The 13,004-nt window shown below is 59.8% G+C and carries 12 protein-coding genes; 6 read left to right on the top strand and 6 right to left on the bottom strand.

What is annotated here, in order from left to right:
• The first annotated feature begins 26 nt into the window (after positions 1-26).
• The 4 genes from BW43_RS18725 to BW43_RS18740 all read left to right on the top strand — a co-directional run bounded on the left by BW43_RS18725 (position 27) and on the right by BW43_RS18740 (position 5,009).
• Positions 27-548, top strand: coding sequence for a sigma-70 family RNA polymerase sigma factor (locus BW43_RS18725; RefSeq protein ID WP_032885812.1), 522 nt, complete (start codon positions 27-29; stop codon positions 546-548).
• Positions 545-1,495 carry a FecR domain-containing protein gene (locus BW43_RS18730; protein ID WP_032885811.1) on the top strand — a complete coding sequence of 317 codons (951 nt, stop codon included), beginning with the start codon at positions 545-547 and terminating at the stop codon, positions 1,493-1,495. Before BW43_RS18725 ends, BW43_RS18730 begins: the two co-directional genes overlap by 4 nt.
• Before the next feature lie 98 nt (positions 1,496-1,593).
• The gene (locus BW43_RS18735) at positions 1,594-4,056 is read left to right on the top strand and encodes a TonB-dependent receptor (RefSeq protein ID WP_032885810.1); all 2,463 of its coding nucleotides are present in this window, start codon (positions 1,594-1,596) and stop codon (positions 4,054-4,056) included.
• A 65-nt stretch (positions 4,057-4,121) separates the two neighbouring features.
• The gene (locus BW43_RS18740) at positions 4,122-5,009 is read left to right on the top strand and encodes an AraC family transcriptional regulator (protein WP_032885808.1); all 888 of its coding nucleotides are present in this window, start codon (positions 4,122-4,124) and stop codon (positions 5,007-5,009) included.
• Here the strand turns inward: BW43_RS18740 and BW43_RS18745 are convergent.
• The 3 genes from BW43_RS18745 to BW43_RS18755 all read right to left on the bottom strand — a co-directional run bounded on the left by BW43_RS18745 (position 4,951) and on the right by BW43_RS18755 (position 7,295).
• Positions 4,951-5,538, bottom strand: a complete 588-nt coding sequence (locus tag BW43_RS18745) for a LysE family translocator (RefSeq protein WP_032885806.1) — start codon at positions 5,536-5,538, stop codon at positions 4,951-4,953. The two genes, BW43_RS18740 and BW43_RS18745, sit on opposite strands and share 59 nt — an antisense overlap.
• Before the next feature lie 110 nt (positions 5,539-5,648).
• Complete coding sequence (locus BW43_RS18750; protein WP_032885804.1) at positions 5,649-6,278, bottom strand: ribonuclease T2; 630 nt, start codon at positions 6,276-6,278, stop codon at positions 5,649-5,651.
• A 36-nt stretch (positions 6,279-6,314) separates the two neighbouring features.
• A complete protein-coding gene (locus tag BW43_RS18755; protein WP_032885803.1) occupies positions 6,315-7,295 on the bottom strand; it encodes a Gfo/Idh/MocA family protein in 981 nt (326 codons plus the stop codon).
• Between the two features lie 126 nt (positions 7,296-7,421).
• On the opposite strand from BW43_RS18755, the gene BW43_RS18760 reads away from it, so the two are divergent.
• Positions 7,422-7,784, top strand: coding sequence for an NUDIX hydrolase (locus tag BW43_RS18760; protein WP_032885802.1), 363 nt, complete (start codon positions 7,422-7,424; stop codon positions 7,782-7,784).
• 276 nt (positions 7,785-8,060) lie between these two features.
• Positions 8,061-9,005, top strand: coding sequence for a diguanylate cyclase (locus BW43_RS18765; protein WP_032885801.1), 945 nt, complete (start codon positions 8,061-8,063; stop codon positions 9,003-9,005).
• Between the two features lie 304 nt (positions 9,006-9,309).
• Here BW43_RS18765 and BW43_RS18770 read toward each other — a convergent pair whose 3' ends face one another.
• From BW43_RS18770 to BW43_RS18780, 3 genes are all read right to left on the bottom strand, one after another.
• Positions 9,310-9,753, bottom strand: a complete 444-nt coding sequence (locus tag BW43_RS18770; RefSeq protein WP_032885800.1) for a GNAT family N-acetyltransferase — start codon at positions 9,751-9,753, stop codon at positions 9,310-9,312.
• Positions 9,754-9,848: 95 nt separating this feature from the next.
• Complete coding sequence (locus BW43_RS18775; RefSeq protein ID WP_032885840.1) at positions 9,849-10,178, bottom strand: hypothetical protein; 330 nt, start codon at positions 10,176-10,178, stop codon at positions 9,849-9,851.
• A gap of 148 nt (positions 10,179-10,326) precedes the next feature.
• On the bottom strand, positions 10,327-12,828 hold the full coding sequence (locus BW43_RS18780; RefSeq protein WP_032885799.1) for a TonB-dependent siderophore receptor: 2,502 nt from the start codon (positions 12,826-12,828) through the stop codon (positions 10,327-10,329).
• Positions 12,829-13,004: the final 176 nt, after the last annotated feature.

The raw sequence follows: 13,004 nt of genomic DNA, 5'->3' as shown, positions 1-13,004 counted from the left end.
TATTTACACCGTTTCTCTCGCGCTGGATGGCTAGTGTGTCGACCTCCTTCACCCACCTCTACGGCACCCACCACGGCTGGCTGCTCGGTCTGTTGCGCAGACGCCTGAACGACCGCTGGGATGCCGCCGACCTGGCCCACGACACCTTTATCCGCTTACTCAGCCGCCCACCGACCGAGACCGATCACGCGCGCCAGCGCTCCTACCTGGCCACCATCGCCCGTGGTTTGTGCATCGACCATTGGCGACGTCGCCAACTGGAAAAAGCCTGGCTCGACAGCCTCGCCCTGCGTCCCGAAAGTACCCAGCCGTCGCCGGAACAGCGGGCAGTCATCGTCGAAACCCTCTACGAAGTGGACGCCATGCTCGCCCGCCTGCCGAGCAAGGTTCGCGAAGCATTCCTGCTGGCCCAACTGCATGGCCTGCCCTACAAAGCCATTGGCGAGCAACTGGGCGTGGGCGAACGCATGGTCAAGAAATACATGGCCCAGGCCTTGCTGCATTGCGCGATCCTCGAAGCCGAGCTGGATGGGATGCTGGTGCAATGAATACCCCCGGCAAGCTCAGCCATACCAGCCTGGAACAGGCCGCGCACTGGTACGTGCGCCTGCAGGACCAAGGCAGCGCCCAGGAGCAGCAACGCTGGCAGGCCTGGATGGCGCAGAACCCGGAGCATCTGGCGGCCTGGCAGTATGTGGAGCGCGTCAGCCAGCGTTTCGCGCCGCTGATGGACCAAGCCCCGAGCGCCAGCCGCGCCTTGCGCAGTTCGCGGCGCCAGACACTCAAAACATTGCTGGTGTTGTGTGCCGGTTCAACCCTGGCGTGGGGCACTTGGCGCAACACCGCCCTGCCCCGGCTGGTGGGCGGCTGGAGCGCCGACTACGCCACCGGCAGCGGCGAGACCCGCGATGCCGTGCTGGCCGATGGCAGTCATGTATGGCTCAACGCCCTGAGCGCGCTGGATGTACGCTTCGATCCCCTGCAACGCCTGTTGCACCTACGCTTTGGCGAAGTGCTGATTGATACGGCCAAGGACGCCGGCCGGCCCTTCCTGGTAGACACCGAACACGGCCGCCTGCAGGCCCTGGGCACTCACTTCAGTGTGTTGCAAGGCGAAGACCACACTGAGCTCAACGTCTTTGAGGGCCGGGTGCACGTGCGCACCGCCAGCCAGCAGGTGCGCATCATCGACGCCGGCCAGCAAATCGCGTTCAACCGCGATGGCTTCAACCCAACCACCCCGGTATCCCCCGCGCGTGAAGCCTGGAGCCGTGGCGTGCTGCTGGCCGACAATTTGCCCCTGGGTCAGTTGGTGGCCGAGCTCAACCGCTATCGCCCCGGCCACCTGGGCTGTGATCCGGCGGTGGCGCACTTGCCGGTGATGGGTTCATTCCCGCTGATGGACAGTGACCACGCCCTGCATCTGCTGCAAGCCGCGCTGCCGGTTCGGGTCGATCGGATGATGCCATGGTGGGTCACCGTCGGCCCACGGTAAGTTTTTCCCCGCCGCCAGTTCCCTTTTTCAAAACTCGTTCGGTTAACCCTGTAGACGCTTTCAATTCGCCGATCGACTTGATCCAAAGGGAAACATTCATGTCGCAACCTGCTCGCTTCGCGCTGCGCCCATTGGCGCTGGCCACTTCGCTGTTTTGCCTCGGTGTGCCGGTGGTGCATGCCGCCGAATCGCCTTCGACCCAGGAGACCACGCGCAGCTACCGCATCGCTGCTGGTTCGCTGATCAGTGTGCTGAACCGCTTTGCCGAGCAGTCGGGCATTTTCATTGCCGGCCACAACAGCCTGGCCGCCGGCAAGACCAGCCCTGGCCTGTCGGGCAACTACACCGCCGCCAGTGGTTTGCAACACGTCCTGCGAGGCAGCGGCTTGCAGGCCCTGCCCCAGGGCAACAATGGCTACGTGCTGGAACTGATCCCGGCCAGCACCGGGGCCCTGGAGCTGGGCGCTACCACCATTTCTGGCCAGGACTTGGGCGCTACCACTGAAGACACCCACTCCTACACCACAGGCTCGATGGCCTCGGCCACCGGTCTACCGTTATCAATGCGTGAAACCCCGCAATCGGTCACCGTGATCACCCGCCAGCAGATGGACGATCAGGGTTCCAATAGCATTGCCGATACCCTGCGCCGCGCCCCTGGCGTGAGCGTGCAGAACTACGACAGCGAGCGCTGGGAGTTCTCCAGCCGTGGCCTGCCGATCACCAATTTCCAGTACGACGGCGTCAACTCCACCTACGACGGCGTGTACGACTACGGCACCACCAGCACCGACATGGCGGTGTACGACCACCTGGAAATCATCAAAGGTTCGGCTGGCCTGTTAAGCGGCTCCGGCGACCCGTCCGCCACCGTCAACCTGATCCGCAAAAAGCCCACCAAGGACTTCAAGGCCTCGGTCACCCAGACGTTCGGCTCTTGGGACAACTACCGCACCGAAGGCGATATCTCCGGCTCTTTGACCGAGTCTGGCAATGTACGCGGGCGCTTTGTCGGCGTGTATCAGGACCGCCAGTCCTACCTGGACCATTACCAGAACACCAAGGACATCGCCTACGGCATCCTGGAAGCGGACCTGACGCCCGACACCCTGCTGACCTTTGGCATCGACCAGCAGAACACTCGCTCGCGCGGCGCCAGTTGGACCGGTTTCCCGATGTACTTCAGCGACGGCTCGCGCACGAATTTCTCGCGCTCGTTCAACCCGGCCGCCGACTGGAGCCGCCGTGACTTCCAAAACCAGACGCTCTTCGCCTCGGTACAGCACAAACTGGCCAATGACTGGTCGCTCAAAGTCAGTCTCGACCGCAAACGCAGCCAGCACGACACTCTTTTGGCCTCCGCCAGCGGCGGCAACCCGGACCCGGTCACCGGCGACGGCATGTACATGTTCATGGGCAAGTACAAGGGCGACCAGGTGCAGAACACCCTGGACGTCAATCTCAGTGGACCGTTCAGCCTGTTCGGCCGCGAGCATGAGTTGATCATGGGCTTCATGGCCACCCGCTCGAAACAGGATGTGCCGGTGTACGGCTCGATCTACCCCGGCGTGGGCGGCAGCATCTTCGACTGGCAAGGTGAATACGCCAAACCGAACATCCCACGCAGTGGCCAGAACGATATCGTGCAACGCCAGACGGGTGCCTACCTGGCCACTCGCCTGAAGCCCACCGATGACCTGTCGGTGATTCTCGGCACCCGCGTGAGCAATTTCAGCGGCACCGACAGCACCGACTTCTACGACCCGACCCAGACCGACAACCGCACCACCTACCACCAGAGTGGCGTGGTCACGCCGTACGCCGGGATCGTCTATGACCTCAACGACACCTGGTCGGTGTACACCAGCTACACCCAAATCTACCGACCACAAACCAGCAAAGACGCTGACCGCAAATTACTCGACCCCGTGGAAGGCCAAACCTACGAAGCCGGGCTCAAGGCCGCGTTCTACGACGGTCGCTTGAACGCCAGCTTCGCCGCGTTCCGCATCGAACAGGACAACGTGGCCGAGTATGTCTCAGGCTTCGATACCGACTCGATTTACCGCCCCATCGCCGGCGCGACCACCAAGGGCTTTGAAGCCGAACTGTCGGGCGAGGTGCTGGACGGCTGGAATATCGCCGCCGGCTACACCTACCAGCACACCCGCGATGCCGATGACGGCTACGTGTACAGCTCGGTGCTGCAGACCACCACGCCACAGCAAGTGGTGCGCCTGTTCAGTTCCTATCGCCTGCCCGGCGCACTGGAAAATGTCACCGTGGGCGGTGGCGTGAACTGGCAGAGCGCGTTCTTCGGCAACGTGTTCCAGCCCGATCCGAGCGATACCGTCAACTTCGGCCACGACTCGCGCATCACCCAGGACAGCTACTACCTGGTAGACCTGATGGCGCGCTACCGCTTCAACGAGCACCTGAGCACCACGTTGAACGTGAAGAACCTGTTCGACAAAAAGTACTACACGGGCCTCGGCAACTTCGGCACTGGTTTCTACGGCGAACCGCGCAGCCTGCAGCTGGCGACCAAGTGGGACTTCTAAGCTGACGCCATTGGCGGCGTGTGTAATGATCATCCCTCGTTCTTCCAAGGGATGGAGCCACCGCTATGTCACCGGACACTTGCGCGACACACTCGCCCCGCTTCTGGCGTGACGAGCGCTTGCCGTTCATAGAAGCGCGGACCATCGCCGACGGGCGCAAGGTCACTTACACCCGTCACGCCCATGAGCATTTTTCTATCGGCGCGATCACCACCGGACGCAGCTATTACCACTACGGCGCCGAGACCTTCCAGATCAGCGTCGGCACGGTGGTATTGATGAACCCTGGCGACGTGCATGCCTGCAACCCTATTGAGAACGAGCATTGGTCCTACCATATGCTCTACCTCGATACCCCGTGGCTCACGAACCTGCAATACCAACTGGGCTTCAGTACCGAACAGGGTTACCGGCCATTCAATACGCCCCATACCCGTGACCCGGTGTTGTTCAGCGGCCTGTTGGCGCTGTACAGCACATTGGTGGACGAACAGGCCGAACTGCTGCAAAAGCAAAGTGCATTGATCAGTTATTTCAGTGAAGTTCAGCAGCGCCTGAACCCATCGCTTACGCCAGTGCGGGAGGTGAACCACAAGCTGGAACGCGCCGCCGAATTCATCCGCGCGCACTGCACCCTTGCGTTGAAACTGGAAGATATTTGCCAGGCGGCCGAGCTGTCGCCGTCGTACCTGATCCGCGCGTTCAAGCAGTATTACGGGCTGACGCCCCATGCGTTTTTGGTCAATGAGCGTATCCAGTTTGCCCGCAGCCAACTACGCCAGGGCGAACTGATCGCCGATGTGGCCCTGGCCGCAGGCTTTGCCGACCAAGCGCATTTCCAGCGTGCCTTCAAACAGCACTTCGCCGCCACGCCCGGCCAGTACCGCGACCGGCTCAAGCCATCAGCAAATAACCCACACTGGCCACCAGCAACGCGGCCATTGAGCGGTTGAACACGCGCACGCCCTGAGGGTTACTCAAGTAGCGGCGCAGGAAGGTGCCCGCATAGGCCCAGCACGCCACCGACAGGTAACAGATCACCAGATAGAGGCTTGCAAACAGCCACACCTGACCGGCGTCGCCATCAGCCACGAACAGGCCCATTCCCGCCACACAAGCCAGCCAGGCCTTGGGGTTGAGCCATTGCATAATGGCGCCGTAAAGCATTGATGGCGCAGTGGCGGTGCCCTCGGCGTCCAGGCGGCCATCATCGACGGCCAGTTTCCAGGCCATGTACAGCAAAAAGGCCACGCCGCCCCATTGAATCAATTGGGTCAGGATTGGCCAGCGCACCAACACTTCATGCAGGCCCAGGCCGATCAGCACCAACAGCAGGGTGAAACCGACGGCAGCACCGAACACGTGTTTCTGGCTGGCGGCAAAACCGAAGCGCGCGCCGGAACTCAGGGCCACGACATTGACCGGTCCCGGTGTGATAGAGGTGGCCAGAGCGAAGGCGGCCATGGAAATAATCAAGCTCATTGCGGATCCCTTTTTATGGTGATGCATGAAGAGGGATCCACGGTATAAGGCCGAGCCGAAACGGTATTGAACAAAATCACCCTGGCCCCCAGTCTCGTGGCGAGGCTGCCTCAGCGCTGCGCAGGAATGCGGATATCGCCCTCCCGGCATTGGGTTTTCACACTGCGCGGGCAGCCGGCGAACGCCAGCTCCTTGGTCAGGCAGACGCGCACTTCCGACAGCACCTTGCCTTTGCAGATCACGGCCAACCCATGATTGCCCATGCGCGGGTTGCTCTCGCGAAACAACGCCTCGATCTCACGGGCAGGCAACGAAGGCGGTGTATTGAACGGTTGCAGTTGCGGCGGAATGGCGACAACGCCCAGTGCCACATCGGTCTTTTCCAGATACGCCATTGGATCCAGCCCACTGCAAGTACCGTGCTTGGCCCATTCGTGCTTGAGCAGGGAACGCGTGGGAAACAGCGCCGCGCCCTTGTCCATCTCTTCGCGAGACAAGCGTGACTGGGAATCACAGGACGCCGGCCACCCGCCCTTCGCGTATTGCGGCCACAGACCGTGAAGCACAAAACCGTAGCCTTTACCTGAACACTGTTCGTTATCCGGGTGCGTCAGGCAAAACGTCGGCGACCATGACAGCGACAACACGTAGAAATCAAACTCTCCAGGCGTGCCCTGACTTCTTGGGGCCGCCATTGCGCCTGTAGCGAACACAAGGCACAACACCATCCAGTATCTCATCCGTCTATTCCTTGAGAAAAAACACGTATATCGCATCTAGCCGGGATGATGGGGGTTGCGCTGCAGCACCTTGTCCAGAATCCGGTCGGTTTTCAATGCCTCGATGGCCAGCGAAGGATGCTCGGATTCACCACGGATATGCGCGTTCATGGCCAACACGTGGTGCCACTGGATATGCGCGTGGCACGGCACGTCCAGCACTTCGTTGGTCTCGCCTTCAAGGCGCAGCGGTTGGTCTTCGAAAACGGCAAACGTAATGCGACCCTTACTGCCGATCAGCTCGACGTTGTCTTCCCGTCGGTCGGCAACAAAGTTCCAGCAACCCATGCCCAGCGCGCCCGAGCTGAAGGTCCAGCAAGCTGTAACCGCGTCCTCGGCCGCATAGCGACCTGCCTGGCGTGCGGTAAAACCGGACACCTCGACGATATCCCCGGCCAGGTACTGGAACAGGTCAAAACCGTGGCTGGCCAGGTCGGCAAAGTAGCCACCACCGGCGATCAGCGGGTCGGTGCGCCAGTTGGCGGCGCTGGCGTCCTCGGCAGCCGGTGGTTTGCACAGGGTCCAGGTAAGCTGACGCAGCTCGCCGATGCGCCCATCCCGCAGCCAATCGCGAACTTGCTGAAAGCGCGGCAGCGAACGGCGGTAGTAGGAGACAAACAAATGCAGCCCGGCACGCTCGAAGGTACGTTGCATCAATGCGCTTTGCTCGGCATTCAGCGCCATGGGTTTCTCGACGCAGCAATGCTTGCCGGCCGCGGCCACCATCAGGCTGTATTCCAAGTGGCTGTCGGGCGGTGTGGCGATGTAGACCGCGTCCACCTCAGGGTCGTTGATCAGCGCCTGGGCGTCGGTATAGGAACGGGCAATGCCATGGCGTGTTGCATAATCGCGCACGGCGGCCTCGCGACGCCCCATCACGGCCACCAGGGCCGAACCTGGCGCTTTGTAGAAAGCGGGCCCACTCTTCAATTCAGCGACACTGCCACAGCCGATCATGCCCCAACGTACGGTGCTCATCTGTTTTCCTCGTGCGTTTTGTTCAGTCGGGCAGTATCCACATACCCATCCCTGCGCGCCATAACCACTTAGCATGACAATTGCATTACACTTTTATGACATTCATGCCGCTGCGGGACACAGACGATGAAAATCAGGGCAACGGTCATATGCGAACACGAGGGGCATATCCTCTTCGTGCGCAAGGCCAGATCAAAATGGGCGTTGCCGGGTGGCAAGGTCGAACGCGACGAACGCCCGGTGGGCGCCGCCGAACGCGAGCTGGAAGAAGAAACCGGATTGAACGTGGACGGCCTGCTCTATCTGCAGGAACTCAAAGCCCGCGACACGCTGCATCATGTGTTCGAAGCGTCAGTGGTGAACATCGCGGACGCGCGACCCTGTAACGAGATTGTCGACTGCCAGTGGCACGCTTATGGCGCGCTCGACCAGTTGGACACCACCGACGCCACCAAACACATCGTCAAATCCTTTCTACGCCGCCTGTAAATCGGCGCTCTGGTCGCTGGCCAACACCCCTCGTATCACCAAGCCATTTGCTCTCTGCCGTTCGACAAAGGATTTGACGAACGCGGCAGCGGCTGCCTGCACCAACGGTACTGTCAGTGTTCAAAAATCCAGCGTCTATTTGTAGCGAAAACGCCGAAACACCCGCGCCAAAAAGCCTCTTTCACGACCTCTCGTCTGCTGCCTCGGCTTACGCTTGACTCCAAGCGACGATCAAAAGAGGCTCTTGGCTATTCGCCATCATCCCCGAGCACTCCCATGAGCATCGATCACCCTAGCCAGCCCGACAGTGACGTGTACCGAACGCTGTTGGAGTCGACCAAAGCCATCCCCTGGCGTATCGATTGGCAAACCATGACGTTCAGCTACATCGGCCCGCAGATCGAAACATTGCTGGGCTGGACCCCGCAGAGCTGGGTCAGCGTGGACGACTGGGTCGAGCGCATGCACCCGGATGACCGTGAATACGTGGTGAATTTCTGTGTGTCGCAGTCCCGCGCCGGCGTGGACCATGAGGCGGATTACCGGGCACTGACGGTCAACGGCGACTACGTGTGGATTCGTGACGTGGTGCACGTGGTGCGCAAGGACGGCGAGGTCGAAGCCCTGATCGGCTTTATGTTCGATATCAGCGAACGCAAGAAGACCGAAGAGCACTTGGTACGCCTGCAAAAGCAACTTGAGGAATATTCCTACCAGGACGGCCTGACCGGCATCGCCAACCGACGCATGTTCGACACCGTGCTTGAGCGCGAATGGGCCAGCGCCCAGCGCAGCCAGTTGCCGCTGTCGTTGATCATCCTGGATATCGATTTTTTCAAGCAGTACAACGATCACTACGGCCATATCAAGGGCGACGAATGCTTGCGCCAGGTCGCACGTACCCTGTCGCTGGCAGCCAACCGGCCACGGGATTTCATCGCGCGGATCGGCGGTGAAGAGTTTGTATGGCTACTACCGGAAACCGACGCGGCGTCGGCCAAACAGGTAGCACGACGTTGCCTGCACCTGATCTGCCAGCAGCAGATCGAGCATGGTTTTTCGGCGGTTTCGAACCTGCTGACCATGAGCCTGGGCGTCGGTACACGTATCGTCACACCAGAGAGTCCGATGCTGGAATTTGTCGAGGGTGTCGACAAATTGCTCTACCAGGCCAAACGCAATGGACGGATGCGCGCGGAGTTTGCCGAGGGTGAAGTTTGACGCGGAGGTCAAATCGCGGGCAAAAAAAATCCCAAGTAGCTGATGGAAACTTGGGATTTAAAAATGCATAAACCGTGGGAGGTGAACGCCCGGCTATAGTAACGACTGTAAAAACGTGTAACAAGACTATTTCAATCCTTTCGTCGGATTGGAAGTGTTGTAAGTCCTTCAATAACCACATGTTTTTTAGGGTAGTGACGGATATAAGTGCCACTTTTTGGTGCAACTACCGGGTATATTTCCACTTATAAAAAAGGGTTATTAATAAAAATAACGACGCATCCTTCGATGGGTCCACGCGTGATTACACCCTGTTTTTTTCGTAGCGTACGTCGTCACACTCAACCTGCCCTACTTTCGACCAGCCCAGGCGTTGGTAAAAACCGTTTGCACGAATGTGGTCACGCCCGTCGGTGATCAGAAACAGTGTGGTGTGGTGTTCAAACAACACGGCTTCGGCAACAGCCATCAGTTTCCGACCGAGGCCGAGACGCTCGTGAGTCGGCAGTACGAACATCGCAAACACTTCGCCTTCGGCCAGGTCGACCATCGCAAAGGCTGCAGGTTGACCGTCTACCTCAGCGATCCATGCACAGGGCGCGTCACGAATGCTCTCGGCCAGAACTTGGGGCGTAATGCCCAGGTCGGCCATCTGCGCAACGCTCAAATGGTTTTGCACCACAGACGTACGGATGGCGAAGAGCGTGGCGACATCGTCCTGCGTCGCTACCCGGATAGTGGTTTGCATACTGGCTCCCTGTCCTTGGATAAAGGCGCAATTGTAGACAAATGAGAAGCCAGGGGTTGGGATGGTTTTGTAAGCCGAGTGCTGGTGGCCGAGGCCTATTTACGCGCCACTTTGTAGCGTACGCAGTCCTGGTAGAAGCTTTGGCGGATCGCCTCCGGCTTGAGGCGTGAACGGCTGTCGTAGGTCTGCTCGGTGATGCCCATGGCCATCATGCGCATCCAGGATTTGTTGAACTTGAGGGTCTGGATCTTCTGCCGAGCGGCGTACAACGACACCCCCGACAGCTTGAGTTCCTGGGCCCTGGCAGCGGTGCCAGCGCCCCAACTGCACATGTACTTGTCACCCTCGCGCAGCTCCCGTGCCTGCACGACAGCCGCGCCCCCTGCCAGGGAGCAGGCGATCAGCATGATTCCAACATTGCGCATTTGCATCCCCGCCTAACCACCTGAAAATAAAAGTGATTCTGGCGAGAGTTTTGTTACAAAGGGGCCATTAAATTGCCTTATCGAGTGAACGGGTTGTTGGCGAGCACGCTCGCCTCACAGCGTTCACCCATTACAACGTTGCAGGCAGTCACCACTGATAAGTCGCACTCGCCTGCACCGTGCGCTGCGAGCCATACCAGCACCACGAGTAGGAATAGCACGACGCGACATACTCTTTATTCGCCAGGTTGGTAGCGTTCAGCGCCAGGCGCAGGTTGTCCTTGAGGTTGACGATGTTCTTGATGTCGTAGTGCACCGCCGCATCGAACAAGGTGTAGCCCGGTACTTTCAGGGTGTTAGCCGTATCGCCCCACGAAGAGCCGACATAACGCGCACCGGCGCCGGCACCAAAACCCTTGAGGTTGCCGTCATGGAAGGTGTAGTCCGCCCACGCCGAGGCGGTGTGACGCGGAACCGCGTAAGTGGTGGTGCCCTCTGCGTTGATGGCCGGGCCTACGCCGATGTCGCTGATGGGTGCATAGCGCACGGTATTGTTGGACTTGCTGATGCGGTTATCCAGGTACGCGTACGCCGCAGTGATGTCCAAGTTGTCATTGAGGCTGGCCTTACCTTCCAACTCAAAACCACGGGATTGCACTTCGCCGTCCTGGCTCTGGCAACGACCGGTGCCGCACAGGTGCGTAGGGTCCGGATCGGTCGTCAGTACGTTGCTCTGGCGCAGGTCAAAGATCGCCGCCGTGATAAAGCTGTTACTGCCCGGCGGCTGGTATTTGATGCCGATTTCATACTGTTTACCTTCGGTCGGCTTGAACACCGAGCCGCCATACCCGGTGCCCGACTGCGGGTTGAAGGATTCCGAATAGCTGGCATACGGCGCCAAGCCATTATCGAAGAGATAGACCAGGCCGACACGACCTGTGAAGGCTTTGCTGTCCAGCGAGGATTGACTCTTGACGCCCGTGCGAAGAGTTTTGGTGCTGCTCTCGGTGCTGGCCCAGTCATAACGACCACCCAGCAGCAACACCCACTTATCCCACTTCATCTGCTCTTGCAGGTAGACGCCGGTCTGTTCGCTACGCGACGTGCCGTCGGTGGTGTACGCCGGTACCGCAACGGCTGCGCCGTAGACCGGGTTGAAAATATCCAGGGTTGGCCCGGCAGTGTAGGTGCCTGAGCCGGACAGGGTGTCGGTGCTGGTGTTCTGATAATCGAGCCCCATCAGCAAGGTGTGCTGAAACGGGCCCGTGTCGAATTTGGCCTGGACCTGGTTGTCGAGGGTATAAGCGTCCATGTCCACATCAGTGGCGATAGTCGAACGGCGGATAGTCCGATAATCCGTCAGCAGGTAGTTGCTGTAGAGGCTACGGTATTGGCCTTCACTGCGCAGGTAACGCGCGTTTTGGCGTACGGTCCACACGTCATCGAAGTGATGTTCGAAGGCGTAACCGATGGAGTAATACTCGCGGTCGCTCTTCTCAAAGCTCTTTTCACCGTCGTAGAAATCCACATCAATGCTGCGCCCGGTTGGACTGTGCAATACCGAGCCCCAGGCGGGCACTGATCCGTAGGACGCGCCCTTGGGGTCCTTTTGAAAATGCCCGAGCAGCGTCAGCGACGTGGCATCGTCCGGGCGCCAGGTGAACGCGGTCGACAGCGACTGGCGGCGGGTCTCGGTGTGTTCGACCTGACCATCGGCATCGTCGAAAAGTCCGGCAACACGGTACGAGTACACGCCCTGATCGTCTATCGGCCCGCTCAAATCGAAGGTGGTGCGTTTCTTGTCGAAGGTGCCGTATTCGACGCCCACTTCATGAAACGGCGTGTCCAGCGGGCGCTTGGTGACCATGTTAATTACCCCGCTCGGTGTGCCCTGACCGTAGAGCACCGACGCCGGACCGCGTAGCACTTCAACACGCTCCAGGTCGAAGGCGTCTTTTTGCGGCAAGGCATCACGACTCGATGGCATCCGCAGGCCATCAAGGTAGGTGGCCGGAGCAAATCCGCGGATGGTCAATTGGTCCAGACGCGAGGCGGTAGCGCCACGGGTTTCCGGGACCACAGCGGCGCTGTAGCGCAGGATCTGGTTGAGGCTCTCGGCGTTCTGCGCACGCATCTGGTCTCTGGTCACGATGGAGATCGACTGCGGGGTTTCAATCAGCGCGGTGTCGGTCTTGGTTCCCGACAGGCTGCGCGTGGCCACATAGCCGGACACCGGCCCAGTGGGGCTTTCAGCCTGGTAGGCAGCGCTGATGGTGGTGGGCTGCAACTCCATGGCGCCGCCGTTATCCGGGATAGCTTCCAGGCGGTAGCGGTCGGCGGAAATCTTCAAGGCTTGCAGGCCGTTGCCGGCCAGCAGTTGGTTCAGGGCCACATCGGTGTCGTATTGCCCGCTCAAGCCATTGCTACGTTTGCCCCGAGTCAAGCTTGCATCAAAGGCCAACACCAGCCCCGCCTGCTCGGCCAGGCTATTGAGGGCCTGGCTCAAGTCACCGGCCGGGATCTGGAAGCTACGCACAGCGCGGCTGCTTTCTTCGGCAACGGCGGATTGGACATTCAGCAACGGCACTGCGGCAAAAGCCATCGCCACTGACAGAGCCAGTGGATGCACGGGACGAGCGAGGCGCGACATGGGAAATCCTGCGTAATAGAGGTTCTATTAACCATGACGGCCATGTCCGCAAATCGGGCAGGAATGAGATCGTTTTTTATTTGAGAAAGTTTTCCCCGTGTACTGATGCAATCAGTTGGACCGCTTTTTTGTGTAGCCCTCTGCCGAGACATGGGTGGGCTCCCACGAATTTCTCT

Source organism: Pseudomonas sp. RIT357, assembly GCF_000632245.1.
GTDB classification, from domain to species: Bacteria; Pseudomonadota; Gammaproteobacteria; order Pseudomonadales; family Pseudomonadaceae; genus Aquipseudomonas; species Aquipseudomonas sivasensis.
Note: the sequence above shows the minus strand (reverse complement) of the source record. Positions and strands in the feature narration are given on the sequence as shown.

Coding starts and splice junctions, on each gene's coding strand:
- BW43_RS18770 (WP_032885800.1), bottom strand. CDS start 9,753: ATGCAAACCACTATCCGGGTAGCGACGCAGGACGATGTCGCCACGCTC.
- BW43_RS18760 (WP_032885802.1), top strand. CDS start 7,422: ATGAAAATCAGGGCAACGGTCATATGCGAACACGAGGGGCATATCCTC.
- BW43_RS18750 (WP_032885804.1), bottom strand. CDS start 6,278: ATGAGATACTGGATGGTGTTGTGCCTTGTGTTCGCTACAGGCGCAATG.
- BW43_RS18755 (WP_032885803.1), bottom strand. CDS start 7,295: ATGAGCACCGTACGTTGGGGCATGATCGGCTGTGGCAGTGTCGCTGAA.
- BW43_RS18740 (WP_032885808.1), top strand. CDS start 4,122: ATGTCACCGGACACTTGCGCGACACACTCGCCCCGCTTCTGGCGTGAC.
- BW43_RS18735 (WP_032885810.1), top strand. CDS start 1,594: ATGTCGCAACCTGCTCGCTTCGCGCTGCGCCCATTGGCGCTGGCCACT.
- BW43_RS18765 (WP_032885801.1), top strand. CDS start 8,061: ATGAGCATCGATCACCCTAGCCAGCCCGACAGTGACGTGTACCGAACG.
- BW43_RS18730 (WP_032885811.1), top strand. CDS start 545: ATGAATACCCCCGGCAAGCTCAGCCATACCAGCCTGGAACAGGCCGCG.
- BW43_RS18775 (WP_032885840.1), bottom strand. CDS start 10,178: ATGCGCAATGTTGGAATCATGCTGATCGCCTGCTCCCTGGCAGGGGGC.
- BW43_RS18725 (WP_032885812.1), top strand. CDS start 27: ATGGCTAGTGTGTCGACCTCCTTCACCCACCTCTACGGCACCCACCAC.
- BW43_RS18780 (WP_032885799.1), bottom strand. CDS start 12,828: ATGTCGCGCCTCGCTCGTCCCGTGCATCCACTGGCTCTGTCAGTGGCG.
- BW43_RS18745 (WP_032885806.1), bottom strand. CDS start 5,538: ATGAGCTTGATTATTTCCATGGCCGCCTTCGCTCTGGCCACCTCTATC.